This is a genomic window from Mesorhizobium sp. DCY119 (assembly GCF_003590645.1).
Lineage (GTDB): Bacteria > Pseudomonadota > Alphaproteobacteria > Rhizobiales > Rhizobiaceae > Mesorhizobium_M.
Window position 1 is genome coordinate 2,552,663 of record NZ_CP031834.1, and the last position, 14,169, is coordinate 2,566,831.

Consider the following 14,169-nt stretch of genomic DNA (forward strand, 5'->3'; position numbering starts at 1 on the left):
CTGTCGGCTTAGCGCAGCCGCCCGCCTGCATGGGCAAGCATGGTGTAGACCTTGCCGGTATCCGAAGACAGATAGGTCTGGGCCATGACGTTGTCACGATCGTTGCGCGAAACGTCCTTCAGTAGCTTTTCGAAGTCGTCGCAGTAACGGTCGACGGCGGCGCGAAACTCGGCGTCAGCCTGATATTTGCGGCGGATTTCGTCAAAAGTCTGCTGGCCCTTGAGCGTGTAGAGGCGACGCGTGAACACGTCGCGCTCGCCGCGCCTGTAGCGATCCCACAACTCGATCGACGCCTCATGATCGATCGCTCGCGCGATGTCGACCGAGAGCGAGTTCAGCGATTCCACCACATGGGCGGCTGAACGCGGGCTTGCTGCCGGACGCGAGGCGTTGGCGGTGCCTTCGGGGCGGGCCTCTTCACGCGATGCGCCGCTCAGCAGGTCACGGACCCAGCCGCCGGGTTGTGCACGCGAATTGCCTTCACGCGGACGCGGGGCCGGATCGGGCGTGCGTTCCATCTCCAGCGTCCCGCGCAGCGGCAGGTGAGGAGCAGGAGGCTGCGGCGCGGCCGGCGCCTGCGGGGCTGGGGCCGGCGCGCGACGCTGCGGTTCCGGTGCACGCGCCTGGGGTGCTGCTGCCGGGCGCTGTGCCGTACGGTCGGAAACGTCGACGGTACGGCCGGACTTCGCAACGATCTCGGAGAGTTCCTTGAGGGCGTTGATCTGTTCGGTAACAGCACGGCGCATGGCGGTGGTGGACTGCTTTGCTTCCTCGGGCATGTCGAGCACGCCCTTCTTGAGCTCGGCGCGGGTGTCGTCGAGCTCGCTCTTGATGGAGCTTGCCGTGCGGCGCATGTCCTCGGTGGCGTCGGCGAAGCGCTTCGTCGCGGACTCGACAACATCGGAAATCGCGATGCGGATCTTGTCGGTCGAGGCGAGGGTGCGATCCTCGGCCTTGTCCAGCGCCTTGCCGACGAGGTCTTCGAAGGAGCGCATGACCCGCTCGAGGTCTTCCGACTTCTTGACCAGACCAACCGCCAGATCCTCCAGCGACGACTGGCGCTCGAGCGTGTGCTCGAGATTGCTCTGGGCCGAGCTCAGCAGTTCCGAAGCGCTCGTCAGCAGGCGGCTGTGCTCGTCGAAGCGGGTGGCGATGGAAGCCACTTCCTTGAGCGTGTTGGACGACAGTTCCGTGAGGCGGGTGGTGTTGGAATCCACCAGCCGTGCCGAACTTGCGAAGGTCTGTGCGGCCTTCTCCGTCGTTGCGGCGAAGCTCTGCGTGCTGCCGGCCAGACGATCATCGACATTGGCGAGGTTTGTGGCTGCCCTTTCGATGAGATCGTTGAGCTGTGAACTGGACGCTCCAAGCCGGACGATAAGATCGGTGACGCCTTCGGATAGATTGTTGCGCGCGCCCTCGACCGCAGACAGGGTCTCGGCGGTGCGGTTGGCGAGCGCATTGACCAGAGCGGCGTTTTCGGAACGAAGACGATCCGTTGCCTTCTGGGTGGCCAGTTCGAGGCTCTTCTGCAGCTCGTCGCCGCTTTCGGAGAAGCGTTCGACAAGCGGGCGGGCGGTTTCGTCGAGGATCTTGGTGATCTCGGCGGAACGCTCGGCAAGCATCGTGTTCAGTTCGCGGGTGTTGGCGCCGATGGTGCGTGCGGCGTCGTTGGTGCTCTGGCCGATATGCTGGCCGACCGCGGTGAAGGTCTCGGCGATGACGTTAGCGCGGGAAACGAGTTGCGCCTCGGCCTGCGATATCTGCTCGTTGAGCTTCTGTCCGACATTTTCGGCGCTCGAAGCGAGGCGGATTTCGGCGTTAGCAACGTGCTCGTCCACCCGTGCGGCAACGGCTTCGACACCCGACGCAAGACGCTGATCCGCATTGGTGAGCGTTTCTTCGATGGCGCGTGCACGAGCGTCCAGTTCTACCGCGGTCTGCTTGGCCCGATCAGCAACACGCTGCTCGGTCTCGGCAAAGACGTTGGCGATCTCGGTCGCGTGCGTTCCGATCGCAGACGAAGACTCGCTGAGCCTTGCAGCAAGACGCTCGTCGGCGGTGTCGAACACACGGCCAATATCGGCGGCACGTCCGGCCAGGGTTTCGGCGGTCTCTCCGACGCGGGCGGCGAGGCGGGCGTCTGCTTCCTCGAAGTTGCGCACGATTTCGATAGCGCGCGAACCGAGCGTGGTTGCGCCATCGGAAATGCGGGAGATGAACTGCTGGTCGGCTGCATCGAAGATGCGGCCGAGCTCGGCAGCACGCGCGGCCAGTGCATCGGCCGATTCACCGATGCGCATGCTGAGGCGTTGGTCGGCGTCGTCGAAGTTGCGCAGGATGTCGCCAGCGCGAACCGCGAGCGAGCTCGCGGTCTCGACAGCGCGAGCCACCAGCTTCTGGTCCGCATCGTCGAAGGTCCGGACGATATCGCCGGCGCGCAGCGCCAACGTATCGGCGGTTTCCTCGGCGCGTGCGATCAGCGAAGACGACGTTTCCTGCGCACGGGCGGCGAGGCGGCCGTCGGCTTCCTCGAAGGCGCGGGTGATGTCGTCGGCGCGGGCAAGCAGCGCCGCCGAGGTCTGCTCGGCGCGATCCGCGATCTGGCGGTCGGCATCCGTGAAGGCCTTGCCGGCTTCTTCGTTCAGCGCGGCGGTGACTTCCAGAACCTTCTCGCGAAGTGCCCCGGCCACGAAGACGGCGCTCTTTTCCAACACGATACGAACATTGTCGATGCCGGTCGAAAGCGCACGCTCCATGGTGCCGGTGCGTTCCTCGATGACACCGGTCTGGCGGCGGAAGGCTTCCTCGATCTTCTCGACATCGGCAGACAGGGCATCGGCGATGTCGGCGCGCTTGCCGGCGATCGTCTCGATGTGACCGGAAACGGCTTCGTCGATCTCCCTGCGGGTTTCGGCGAGCCTGTTCAGATCGTCGTCAAGGGCGCGGGAAAGCATATCCCTGCCTTCCGAGAGCTTGCCGATGTGGGCGGCGATGATGCCGTCCACGTCCGCGCGGCTGTCGGTGACTTTCTGCAGGTCGGCTTCAAGCGCCTGCGAGAGGATGTTGCGGCCCTCGGCCAGCTTCTCGACCTGTCCGGCAACGATGTTGTCGATGTTCGAGCGGCTGTCGGCGAGCTTCTGCAGGTCGACTTCCAGGGCGCGGCGGAGAATGTCGCGGCCTTCGGCGAGCTTTTCCACCTGTCCGGCGACGAGACCGTCGATGCCTGAACGGCTCTCGGCGAGCTTCTGCAGATCCTCTTCCAGCGTGCGGGCCAGCATGGCGCGGCCCTCGGCCAGACGCTCGGTCTGGCTGGCAATGAGGTTTTCGATGCTCTCGATATCCTGCTCCAGGGCGCGGGTGAGCACGCTGCGGCCTTCGCCAAGCTTTTCAGCCTGTCCGGCGATGACGCCTTCGATGCTGGCCACATCGGCCTCAAGTGCGTTCGACAGAACCTTGCGGCCTTCCACGAGCTTTTCCACCTGTGCTGCGACGAGGCCCTCGATATTGGCCATATCCGCTTCCAGGGCGCGCGAGAGGATATCGCGGCCATGCGCGAGCTTCTCGACATGCGTCGACACGATGCCGTCCAGCCCCGAGCGCGTCTCAGCGAGCTTGTTGAGGTCCTCTTCAAGCGCGACGGTCAACTGCTGGCGGTGACCGCTGATCTTGTCAGCGTGCTGGGAGACCATGCGGTCGATGTTTGACAGATCGGCTTCCAGGGCGCGACGGAGAATGTCGCGGCCTTCGGCCAGCTTCTCGACCTGACCGGCGACCAGCCCGTCAATGCTGGAGCGGCTTTCGGCCAGCTTGCCGAGGTCGTCTTCCAAAGCACGCGTCAGATTTGCGCGACCCTCACCGAGCTTGTCTGCGTGGGCAGAGACCATATCGCCGATGGTCGTCAGGTCTTCCTGCAGCGCCCGCTTGAGGATATTGCGGCCCTCGGCCAGCTTCTCGACCTGACCCGCGACGAGGCCGTCAATGCTTGAGCGGCTTTCGGCCAGCTTGTTGAGGTCGTCCTCAAGAGCCCGGGTGAGGCGCAGGCGGCCTTCGTCCAATTTTTCGAGCTGCCCATCGATCAGGTTGTCGACGCTCGAACGGCTGTCGGCGATCCTGTTCAGATCGGCTTCGAGGGCACGGGAGAGAACGTCGCGTCCTTCGGCGAGCTTCTCGACCTGACTTGCCACGAGACCGTCTATGCTTGAGCGGCTATCGGCAAGCTTGGCAAGGTCGGCTTCCAGCGCGCGCTTGAGAATATCGCGGCCTTCGGCCAGCTTTTCCACCTGTCCGGCGACCAAACCGTCGATGCCGGAGCGGCTTTCGGCGAGCTTGTTGAGGTCGTCTTCAAGAGCGCGGGTGAGGCGCAGGCGGCCTTCGTCGAGCTTTTCGAGCTGGCCGTCGATGAGATTGTCGATGCTCGAGCGGCTGTCGGCGATTTTGCCCAGGTCCGATTCCAGAGCGCGGGAGAGAATGTCGCGGCCTTCGGCCAGCTTCTCGACCTGGCTGGAAACGAGATTGTCGATGTTGCTGCGGCTTTCAGCAAGCTTGGCAAGGTCGGCTTCCAGCGCGCGCTTGAGAATATCGCGGCCTTCGGCCAGCTTTTCCACCTGTCCGGCGACCAGTCCGTCGATGCCTGAGCGGCTTTCGGCGAGCTTGTTGAGGTCGTCTTCAAGGGCGCGGGTGAGGCGCGAACGGCCTTCGTCGAGCTTTTCGAGTTGCCCGTCGATGAGGTTGTCGATGCTTGAGCGGCTCTCGGCAAGTTTGCCGAGATCGGCTTCGAGGGCACGCGAAAGAATGCTGCGGCCTTCGCTCAGCTTGCCGACATGGAGGGCGACCATTTCGTCAATGCCGGCGCGGGTTTGGGTAAGTTTCTGCGAATCCTCCATGAGCGCGCGGGTGAGGCTTGCACGGCCTTCGGCCAGCCGTTCCAGATGATCGCCAAGGGATGCATCGATGGTGGCGCGGGATTCGTTGATCTTGCGCAAATCCTCATCGAGCGCCTGCGAGATCAGGGTGCGGCCCTCGGCCAGCTTCAGCACCTGGAGGCTGACGGCCTCCTCGATGCCTGCACGGCTTTCCTCGAACTTGGTCAGATCGCCACGAAGCGTTGTTGCGATGCGTTCGCCGCTCTCAGCAAACTTGCGCGACTGATTTTCGACGGCCTCGTCAATGCCGGCGCGGGCTTCGCTGAGCTTCTGGATGTCGGCGTCGAGTGCGTCGGAAACGACATTGCGAGCCGATTCCAGCCGGGTTGCGAAGTCGTCGGCGCGGGCTTCCAGCATGGAAGAGGTCGACATGACGATATCGGCCATTTCGGAGCCGATCCGCGCCCGGCCTTCGTCGATGACGGTCGAAAGGCTCTGCTTGCCTTCTGAGAAGGTGTTTGCGATCTCGCGTGCGCGGTCGACCAGCGTTTCGTTGATCTGCCGTGCGCGGGCTTCAAGGGCGGCATTGAGCTTCTGAGTGCCGGTGTCGAGCGCTTCGGCGCGCGTCTGGAACTCGCTGATGAGGACCTGGCCGCGTTCGGCCAGCGTGCGCTCGATGCCCTGGAGGCTCGCCTCGAAGTCGGCATTCAGCGTGCGGGCAGCGCCGCCCAGCAGGGAAACCATGCCGGAGGTGCGGTCGTCCAGCAGGTCAGAGAGCGACCGCGTCATGTCGTCGGTGCTCTGGGTAAGCTTGGCGATGCGCGTGTCGAGAAGGCTGGCGAAAGCCTCGCCGGACGTGGTGATGCGGTCGCCGATCGTGTCGAGGCGCTGGTCGATCGATTCGAAGATCGAAGCGCCGCTTTCATTGATGCGATCGATCAGCGTGTCGCCGGAATTGTTGATCGTCATCGACAGCTTGGTCGAGGCGTTCAGAATATTGTCGCGAATGACCTCGCTGGCGGAACCCAGTTCGTCGCGCAGTGTCTCATGCGCGCCGGTGATCGACGCGCGCACGCGTTCGGCGTGGGTCACCACGGCTTCACGCTCGCTGCCGAGCCCGTCGACGAGCGAGCGGATGCGGGCCTCATTCTCCGAATAGGAGCGTTCGATCTGGTTGACTTCGGTGTGGACCAGGGTTTCGAGTTCGACAGCGCGGGCCAGCGTGCGTTCGATACCTTCGCCCATGGCCGCCACTTCGCGGCGCACAGCCTGGCCAACGGTCATGACGCGATCCTGTGCCAGATTCTCCGGCTCGGCAAGGCGGAAAGCCACTTCCGTCATGGACTGGGCGGCAATGCGCATGTCCTGCGCGCGGCGGATCATGAGTGCGAACGCCCAGAAAAGGATTATCGGCGTAAAGGTGAGGACGCCGAGCAGAATAAGGTACGGGCGCGCCAGGACCTGATCGATCGATCGGATCTCAAGGATGCTTGGCGTAAACAGCATGTTGGCGAGAAGAAAGCCGCCACCGATCCACAGCAGCGAGAGAATTGCCACGACCCAATAGACGCCGTTCGACGAACGCCGGTTTATGCCGTGCATAACCGATCTGTAGTCGCGCTGCTGGTCGTCATTGGCCGGCGAAAAGCCGGAAGGGCGTCCGTTCGGCTGCTCGACCGGGCGAAGCTCGGCAGCGGGAGCAGCTGTCTTTTTAGAATTGGAATTGGAACTCGAGGGCTTCGAGGGCGCATTCTGTACAGCAGGCTGAGCGGCTTTTTCAGCCCGGCTCTCGCGTGCGAGCTCGTCAGCGGCTTGTGATATCTGCGCCTCCAGATCTTCCATCGAGGCTGCTATATCCAGCTCATCGGCGCCTGCCGATAGGTCGAAGTCGAGGGCTTCCTCGAGCTCTTTTGCGACTTCGCTGTCGAGGTTCTTCGTTGTCGAAGTTTTTTTCGCCATTTCGCCGTTACCCTGTACTACTGCCGCGAGGTCGCCAAATTTCGGCGCTTATATGCCCGCGTGCGAGGCTTATTATGGACCGCCCGTATCGTAGTGGCACAGCCGGGTAAAGGAAACTTGAATCCGGCCAGATACGTAAAACTTTAAACATAAGGTTAACGAAGCCACGATTTGGGCGGCTTTGCGACGGATTTCCGCGCTCTCGCACATTAACCCGTTATCCACATGATTACGCTAGCCTGGTTGATCTAGCCGGGTGCATGACAAGAAGGTTGAAATGGCACTGCATACATCCAACGCCGTCGCATTTTCGATGCCGGGCGGCGAAAGCTGCGGCTCAGCGCGGTCTCGCCCGGTCGATCTGGTTCATCTCGCCCGGCAAACGATGGGCGATCGTGCGCTCGAGCAGGAAGTGCTGGCATTGTTCGTGCAGCAGGCCTTGCAGGTTCGCGATCAGATTTCTGCTGCCAGCACAAATGAGCGTCTTCGTTTGGCCCACGGCCTGAAGGGTTCGGCGCGCGGCGTCGGTGCATTCGCCATTGCCGACTGTGCCACCGAGATCGAAAAGCAACCCGAAGATCGCAATGTTTTGAAGCGGTTGTCGGGGCTCATTGACGAAGTCCGCGAATTCGTCGCCGCCATAAACAGGTAGGCATTTTCTCCACTTGTTCTCGAATACGTCATGCGAGGCCGCTTTTGCGACGCAGTTGACTTGCGCGGCGGAGTGATTATCTCGGCTTGGTATTCATTTCAGGGGCTGTAATGACCAAGCTTTCCTTTCTCGCCTTCGATGGCACGCGCTTCGACGTGGAAGCCGAAAACGGCTCGACCGTCATGGAGAACGCCATCCGCAATGCGGTGCCGGGCATCGAGGCGGAATGCGGCGGCGCCTGTGCCTGCGCTACCTGCCACGTTTATGTCGATGAGGCCTGGACCGATATCGTCGGCGAGCCGGAGGCGATGGAAGAAGACATGCTCGACTTCGCCTATGACGTTCGGCCGAATTCGCGCCTGTCCTGCCAGATCAAGGTTCGCGATGAACTGGACGGCCTCGTGGTGCAGGTTCCTGAGCGCCAGGGATAATTCCGCTGTTACCGGCTAAGCGCATCCATTCCTGATATCCTGCTAGGGAAATTTTCAACACATCACAGTCGAGGGCAGGAATATGGAGAGCAGCAAGACGGACGTTCTGATCATCGGAGCAGGGCCGGTCGGGCTGTTCGCCGTGTTCGAACTCGGCCTGTTCGATATAAAATGCCGTCTGATCGACATTCTCGATCGGCCCGGCGGCCAATGCGCCGAACTTTATCCTGAAAAACCCATCTACGACATTCCTGCATGGCCTTCGATCTCGGCCCAAGGCCTCGTCGACAAGCTGATGGAGCAGATCGCTCCGTTCAAGCCGGAGTTCAGCTTCAACCGCATGGTTTCCGGGCTCGAAAAGCTCGAAGACGGCACGTTTCGCGTCACCACGGACGAAAACGAGGTGATCGAGGCCAAGGTTGTGGTGGTCGCCGCCGGTGGCGGCTCGTTCCAGCCAAAGCGGCCGCCGATACCGGGTATCGAAGCCTATGAAGGTACCAGCGTCTTCTATTCCGTCCGGCGCATGGAAGAATTCCGGGGCCATGATCTTGTCATCGTCGGCGGCGGCGATTCCGCGCTCGACTGGACGCTCAACCTGCAGCCTGTCGCCAAAAGCGTCACGCTGGTTCATCGCCGACCCGAGTTCCGCGCAGCGCCCGACAGCGTCAACAAGATGTACGCGATGCAGGAGATGAAGCAGCTTGATTTTCAGGTCGGGCAGGTGACGGGTCTGAAGGGCGGCGACGGGCAACTCTCATCCGCAACCATCAAAGAGCCCGATGGCGACGTCGAAATCCCTTGCACGCGCATGCTGCCGTTCTTCGGCCTGACGATGAAGCTCGGGCCGATCGCCGATTGGGGCCTCAATCTGCATGAAAACCTTATTCCGGTTGATACGGAGAAGTTCGAGACCTCGGTGCCGGGGATTTTCGCCGTTGGCGATATCAACTGGTATCCGGGCAAGCTGAAGCTGATTCTCTCCGGCTTTCACGAAGTGGCGCTGATGGCGCAGGCTGCCAAGAAGATCGTCAGCCCCGGCGAGCGCATCGTGTTCCAGTACACGACGTCGTCTTCCAGCCTGCAGAAGAAACTTGGCGTGGCCGACTAGGCTGCGTTCAGCCGGCGCGGCGTGCTGCTTCCATGCGCTCGAGGCGATATCCCAGAAGGCGCATGATGCGCCTTTCGAAATTCACGCTTTCAACCCGGTCGAATTGTTCCTGCGCCTTGTCGTGCTTTTCGAGAATCCTGGAACGGATCTCCTTAGCCTTGGCCAGAACCGTCTCGCAGTCCTTTTGCCGGCCCATCGCCTTCATGGCCCGTTCCATTTCGCGGGCGTAATTCTTGGCGATGACGACATGGCCTTCCTCATGCCGCTTGATGTCGGAAGCCAAAGTATCCCAGATCAGTCTGACATCCTGTTCCGCCTTGCGAGGGCGGCTCCATCTGGGAAGGATGATTTTTACCTTCAAGGTCACCTTCGCCTCGGCGAGCTGGCAAAAGCTTGAAGCGAACGTCGTTGTTCCCTTGGCGTAGCCGAGGCGTGTGGTGAATTCCATCTGCGTGGCGCCGGGGTGGCGCTTGTTGGAGGTTTTCACCTGTGGTCCGTGGCGGGCCAATTCGTTTTCGATCTGATCCAGCGTGTTACCGCCGACCGAAAAGTAGCTGTAGGTCTTCGAAAGGCTGACAGCGCCGGCGGGAATGGCCGAAGCGGCGATCAAGCCGAGGGCCAGCAGGATACGTTTGTTCATATTGCCTCTTGCTGTACCTTGCTTTACGCGCACTTTGGTGTGCAACCGAAATCGCCACCAAACCAGTCTTGCTGCAACAAGTGTTGATTTTTTGTGCCTTCGCCTGATGAAAAAGAGCAATCGACCGTGACGACACGATGGCAGCTGGCCCACGGCCGGCACCTCGACATCGGTGACAAGGCGCTGGTGATGGGGATTTTGAACGTCACGCCGGACAGTTTTTCGGATGGCGGCCTCTTCAATGCGCCTGACAGGGCCATCGAGCAGGCGCAGCGCATGGCGAGCGAAGGCGCATCGATCATCGATGTCGGCGGGGAATCGACCCGTCCCGGCGCGACGCCGGTGTCGCCGGCAGAGGAGCAGGCAAGGGTATTGCCGGTCATCGAGGCGCTTGCGAAGGCCGGCGATATGCTGATCTCGGTCGATACCTATCGCGAGGAGACGGCTAGGCTTGCGGTGGCTGCCGGCGCGCATATCGTCAACGATGTATGGGGCCTTCAGCGTGAACCGGGCATTGGCAAGCTTGCAGCCGAGACCGGAGCGGGGCTCGTCATCATGCATACCGGCCGGGAACGCGAGAAGAACCCCGACGTCATCGCCGACCAGTTCGAGTTTCTCGAGCGATCCTTGCAGATCGCAAATCAGGCTGGCGTGCGTGACGAACAGATATTGCTCGATCCGGGCTTCGGTTTTGCAAAGGACTCTGAAGAAAACCTGCAGCTCATGACGCGGTTCTCGGAACTTCATGCGCTCGGCTTTCCATGGCTGGTAGGCACGTCGCGCAAGCGGTTCGTGGGGTATGTCTCCGGCAAGGACTCCGAGGCCCGCGATGCGGCCACTGCGGCCACGAGCGTCGTCCTTCGCCTGAAAGGGGCGGCACTATTTCGGGTGCACAATGTCGCGATAAACGCCGATGCGCTTGCCGTCGCGGATGCTATCTTCGCTCGCGAAACTGCCAGATCTTTGCCTTAAGAATTCCGGTCAAGCCGAGGTTACGATTGTCTAATCCCAAAAAAGAGCGTGTTTATCTCAGCCTCGGCGGAAATCTCGGCGATCCGGCGAAAGCCATGGCCGCCGCTCTGCGCATGCTGGACGATGATCCACAGACCGAGGTTCGTGCCGTCTCGTCGCTCTACCGCACGCCGCCGTGGGGCAAGCTCGACCAGCCGGATTTCCTCAACGCAACGGCTGAGATCGCGACTGCGTTGCCGCCGCGCGAATTGCTCGAGCTTTGCCTGGAATCGGAACGGAAACTCAAGCGCGTTCGCGAAGAGCGCTGGGGCCCGCGTCTTGTCGACATCGACATATTGGTGTTCGGCGACCGCACGATCCACGAAGCCGGGCTTGAGGTTCCGCATCCCCGCATGCTGGAGCGCGCCTTCGTTCTCGTGCCGTTGTCGGAGATAGCGCCGGATTTTTCCGTTGGTGGCGTAAGCCTGGGTGAGCGCCTCAAACAGATCGATCGCGCCGGGATCGAGAGACTTCCCTCGGGCAGGGACTGGTGGCGGGGCTGAGGCTGCGCCTGCATCAGCCCGCAAATCCGCCGCTGTCGAGAAAAGCCTGCTCCTCCGGCGTCGTTTCGCGGCCGAGAGCCCGGTTGCGATGCGGAAAGCGCCCGAAACGCTGAATGATATCACGGTGTTCGATCGCGAATTTCATGAAAGACTCGGGCAGAAACCGCGCCAGTTCCACCGATCGATATTGATCGTCCAGATGCTCTGAGTGCTCGAAGGGCAAATAGAGGAAGACGCGCAGTTCCGGGTCGATGGCTTCGTCGTGGCCAAGCTCCACGGCCTTGCGGGCAAAATGCCGTGCGAGAGGGTCGGTCGCGAACATATGCGCCGTGCCGCGAAAGCAGTTGCGCGGGAACTGGTCGAGCAGGATCAGCAGTGCGAGGCAGCCTTCCGGCTGGTCGGCCCAGTGATCCAGTTCACGCCTTGCAGCGGCAAAATGCAGCTCGCGGAAGCGATCATGAAAAGAACTGTCGAACGTGGCGTCCTTGGTGAACCACTGGTCGGGGCCGGCCTTGCGCCAGAATTCGAGGATTTCGAGCGCGTTCCGGTCCAATTCCGCCATCAATTCTGACTTCCTTCTGCTGTAACCGATTGTCCGAGAACGGTTGCCGTTCCCTCGTCCATGGCTCGCCCAGGGCGTCGCGGCGGCGTGAGCGGTGCCGGCACCGGCATGTTGCCTTTCATGAAGCCGCGGCCGGCCTGCAGGCCGCCGGCAAGCTGCGCGTCGAGGCGAGCGGCGTCGCGCTGGCGCACGTCCTGGATGACTTCTGCCGCTTCTTCCTCGTCTACGCCCAGCTTTTCGAGCGTCGACTGGCCGAAGGCGAGGGCGGATTCGAAAGTCTCACGAAGCTGGTAGTCGACGCCGGCCTGTATCAGATCCATCGCAATGCCGCGGTCATAGGCCCGCGCCAGAACCGGCACGAGCGGGAATTCGGCGCGCATGTGCTCGGCGATGCGGACGGCAACATCGCCCTTGTCCACGCATATGAGAACGGCGCGGGCGCGGCCGGCACCTGCGGTGTGCAGAATATCCAGCCGGGTGCCATCGCCATAATAGACCTTGAAACCGAAAGTCGCGGCGGCCTGGATCATCTCGACATCGTTGTCGATGATGGAGACGTCGATGCCGCGCAGCAGCAATGGCTGGCTTGCTATCTGGCCAAAGCGCCCGAAGCCTATGACAAGCACGCTGCCTTGCAGATCTTCCGCCAGATCGACGCCATCCAGCGCCTGTTCCGTAGCTGGCGTGAGGTAACGCAAGGCGATTATCGCGAGCGGCGTCAGAACCATGGAAAGGATGATGACGGCAGTCAGCAGAGCGTTTGCCTGCCCGTCGATGATGCCCACGGCCATGGCTGAGGAGTAGAGAACGAACGCAAACTCGCCGCCCTGCGCCATGATCACCGCGCGCTCCAGCGCTACGCGATGGCTCGATTTCAGGAAACGAGCGACCAGATAGATGCCCAGCGCCTTAACGAGCATGTAGGCGACGACGTAGAAGGCCACGATCTGCCAGTTGGCGGCGACGATCCGCAAATCCAGCGACATGCCGACGGCGAGGAAGAACAGGCCGAGCAGGACACCGCGGAATGGCTCAATATCCGCTTCGAGCTGGTGGCGGAATGTCGATTCGGACAGCAGCACGCCGGCCAGGAAGGCGCCCATCGCCATCGAGAGACCGCCGAGTTGCATGGCAAGCGCAGAACCGAGGACGACAAGCAGGGCGGCTGCCGTCATCACTTCCCGGGCCTGCGAATCGGCGAGAATGCGAAACAGGGGGTTGAGCAGGTAGCGTCCCGCTATCACGAGGCCGAGGATCGACCCCAGGCCTATGCCGATATCAATCAGCCGGGTCGACCATGTCGTCTCCGCGTGCCCCGCCGCGACAGGCGCGAGAAACGCCACCGCAGCCAGAAGCGGGACGATGGCAAGGTCTTCCAGAAGCAGGATGGAGACCATGCGCTGCCCGTTGGGCGACGACATCTCGCCGCGCTCTTCCAATATCTGCATGACGATCGCGGTCGAGGTGAGCACGAAACCGGCTCCGGCGACGAAGGATACCGAAACCGAAAACCCGGTCAGGAGACCAACCCCGGTAAGCAGCATTGCGCATACGCCGACTTGAAGCACGCCGAGGCCGAATATCTGTTTTCGCAAGCCCCAAAGCCGCGATGGCTGCATTTCAAGCCCGATGATGAACAGGAACATCACCACGCCAAGCTCGGCGACGTGCAGGATGGCAGCCGAATCGGAAAAAATCTTGAGCCCGAAGGGGCCGATCGCAAGGCCGGCGGCAAGATAGCCGAGAATCGAGCCCAGGCCCAAGCGCTTGAAGATCGGAACGGCTATTACGCCGGCACCGAGCAATGCCACCACCTGAATGAGATCGCTGTTCGAAGCTTCCGCCGCCATAAACTGTCCTGATTGTTCGCGCCGGACGTTTGCACGGCGAAAGGGGGATCGATCGTCAGGATAGAAGCTTACGCCTCGCGCGAAAAGCCCGGAAAGGGAGGGGAACCCGACGATGTATGCCCATCATTCTTCGCAAGACAGGTAAGTCCACCAAAAAGCGCCTGGCTCATCGAATTTTCCTTCCAGGTTTTCGCGTTGCAGTTGCAAACCGTCACAAACGGACGCTAAAGCACGATTGGCTACTGGCCAAGCGGGGGGCTTGAGACATGCGGCTGTCATTTTTGCTGCTATTTCAAGGAGAGGACTACAATGAAGAAATTTTTGCTCGTCGCGGTCGGCATCGCGGCGCTGGCCGGCTCGGCCTGTTCCAAGGCACCGGAATGCACGTCTGAGGTGCTGGGCCAAAAGGCACAGGAGCTGACGACGGCACTGCAGGCCGCTATCACGAAGGACCCCGCAAAAGCTGCTGAACTGACCACAAAGGTGCAGGAGATCGGCACGAAATATCAGGGTTCCACGACCTCAGCCGATGCCTGCAAGGCCTATGACGAACTGATTGCAGTGATCAAGAGCTGATATTTTTTTGATTAT

At 61.6% G+C, this 14,169-nt stretch carries 10 protein-coding genes; 6 read left to right on the plus strand and 4 right to left on the minus strand.

The genetic code is table 11. The features are described from left to right. Nucleotides 1-8 precede the first annotated feature (8 nt). Nucleotides 9-6,821 (minus strand): kinesin, encoded by a 6,813-nt coding sequence (locus DZG07_RS12365; protein ID WP_119817463.1) that lies wholly within the window; start codon nucleotides 6,819-6,821, stop codon nucleotides 9-11. Between the two features lie 277 nt (nucleotides 6,822-7,098). On the opposite strand from DZG07_RS12365, the gene DZG07_RS12370 reads away from it, so the two are divergent. The 3 genes from DZG07_RS12370 (at nucleotide 7,099) to DZG07_RS12380 (ending at nucleotide 9,012) form a co-directional block, all read left to right on the plus strand. Then, nucleotides 7,099-7,473, plus strand: coding sequence for an Hpt domain-containing protein (locus DZG07_RS12370; RefSeq protein ID WP_091912872.1), 375 nt, complete (start codon nucleotides 7,099-7,101; stop codon nucleotides 7,471-7,473). Nucleotides 7,474-7,583: 110 nt separating this feature from the next. Beyond that, nucleotides 7,584-7,904 (plus strand): 2Fe-2S iron-sulfur cluster-binding protein, encoded by a 321-nt coding sequence (locus DZG07_RS12375; protein WP_091912688.1) that lies wholly within the window; start codon nucleotides 7,584-7,586, stop codon nucleotides 7,902-7,904. 82 nt (nucleotides 7,905-7,986) lie between these two features. Beyond that, nucleotides 7,987-9,012, plus strand: coding sequence for an NAD(P)/FAD-dependent oxidoreductase (locus DZG07_RS12380; RefSeq protein ID WP_119817466.1), 1,026 nt, complete (start codon nucleotides 7,987-7,989; stop codon nucleotides 9,010-9,012). A gap of 7 nt (nucleotides 9,013-9,019) precedes the next feature. Here the strand turns inward: DZG07_RS12380 and DZG07_RS12385 are convergent, their stop codons facing one another. Then, nucleotides 9,020-9,652: a DUF922 domain-containing protein gene (locus tag DZG07_RS12385; protein WP_119817468.1), complete on the minus strand. Its 633-nt coding sequence runs from the start codon at nucleotides 9,650-9,652 to the stop codon at nucleotides 9,020-9,022. 126 nt (nucleotides 9,653-9,778) lie between these two features. Here DZG07_RS12385 and folP point away from each other — a divergent pair, with 126 nt between their 5' ends. Both folP and folK read left to right on the plus strand, forming a co-directional pair. Continuing rightward, a complete protein-coding gene (gene folP, locus DZG07_RS12390; RefSeq protein ID WP_245429481.1) occupies nucleotides 9,779-10,624 on the plus strand; it encodes a dihydropteroate synthase in 846 nt (281 codons plus the stop codon). Nucleotides 10,625-10,650: 26 nt separating this feature from the next. Next, complete coding sequence (folK, locus tag DZG07_RS12395; protein WP_119817471.1) at nucleotides 10,651-11,166, plus strand: 2-amino-4-hydroxy-6-hydroxymethyldihydropteridine diphosphokinase; 516 nt, start codon at nucleotides 10,651-10,653, stop codon at nucleotides 11,164-11,166. Nucleotides 11,167-11,179: 13 nt separating this feature from the next. Here the strand turns inward: folK and DZG07_RS12400 are convergent, their stop codons facing one another. Further along, complete coding sequence (locus tag DZG07_RS12400) at nucleotides 11,180-11,728, minus strand: DUF924 family protein (RefSeq protein ID WP_091912694.1); 549 nt, start codon at nucleotides 11,726-11,728, stop codon at nucleotides 11,180-11,182. Continuing rightward, a complete protein-coding gene (locus tag DZG07_RS12405; RefSeq protein WP_091912695.1) occupies nucleotides 11,728-13,578 on the minus strand; it encodes a monovalent cation:proton antiporter-2 (CPA2) family protein in 1,851 nt (616 codons plus the stop codon). Before DZG07_RS12405 ends, DZG07_RS12400 begins: the two co-directional genes overlap by 1 nt. A 309-nt stretch (nucleotides 13,579-13,887) precedes the next feature. On the opposite strand from DZG07_RS12405, the gene DZG07_RS12410 reads away from it, so the two are divergent. Further along, nucleotides 13,888-14,154, plus strand: coding sequence for a hypothetical protein (locus tag DZG07_RS12410; RefSeq protein ID WP_091912697.1), 267 nt, complete (start codon nucleotides 13,888-13,890; stop codon nucleotides 14,152-14,154). Nucleotides 14,155-14,169 lie beyond the last annotated feature (15 nt).

Bases quoted from the DNA above. Each gene is read 5' to 3' on its own strand.
- DZG07_RS12410 (WP_091912697.1), top strand. From the start codon at position 13,888: ATGAAGAAATTTTTGCTCGTCGCGGTCGGCATCGCGGCGCTGGCCGGC.
- DZG07_RS12365 (WP_119817463.1), bottom strand. From the start codon at position 6,821: ATGGCGAAAAAAACTTCGACAACGAAGAACCTCGACAGCGAAGTCGCA.
- DZG07_RS12380 (WP_119817466.1), top strand. From the start codon at position 7,987: ATGGAGAGCAGCAAGACGGACGTTCTGATCATCGGAGCAGGGCCGGTC.
- DZG07_RS12405 (WP_091912695.1), bottom strand. From the start codon at position 13,578: ATGGCGGCGGAAGCTTCGAACAGCGATCTCATTCAGGTGGTGGCATTG.
- DZG07_RS12400 (WP_091912694.1), bottom strand. From the start codon at position 11,728: ATGGCGGAATTGGACCGGAACGCGCTCGAAATCCTCGAATTCTGGCGC.
- DZG07_RS12385 (WP_119817468.1), bottom strand. From the start codon at position 9,652: ATGAACAAACGTATCCTGCTGGCCCTCGGCTTGATCGCCGCTTCGGCC.
- DZG07_RS12375 (WP_091912688.1), top strand. From the start codon at position 7,584: ATGACCAAGCTTTCCTTTCTCGCCTTCGATGGCACGCGCTTCGACGTG.
- DZG07_RS12370 (WP_091912872.1), top strand. From the start codon at position 7,099: ATGGCACTGCATACATCCAACGCCGTCGCATTTTCGATGCCGGGCGGC.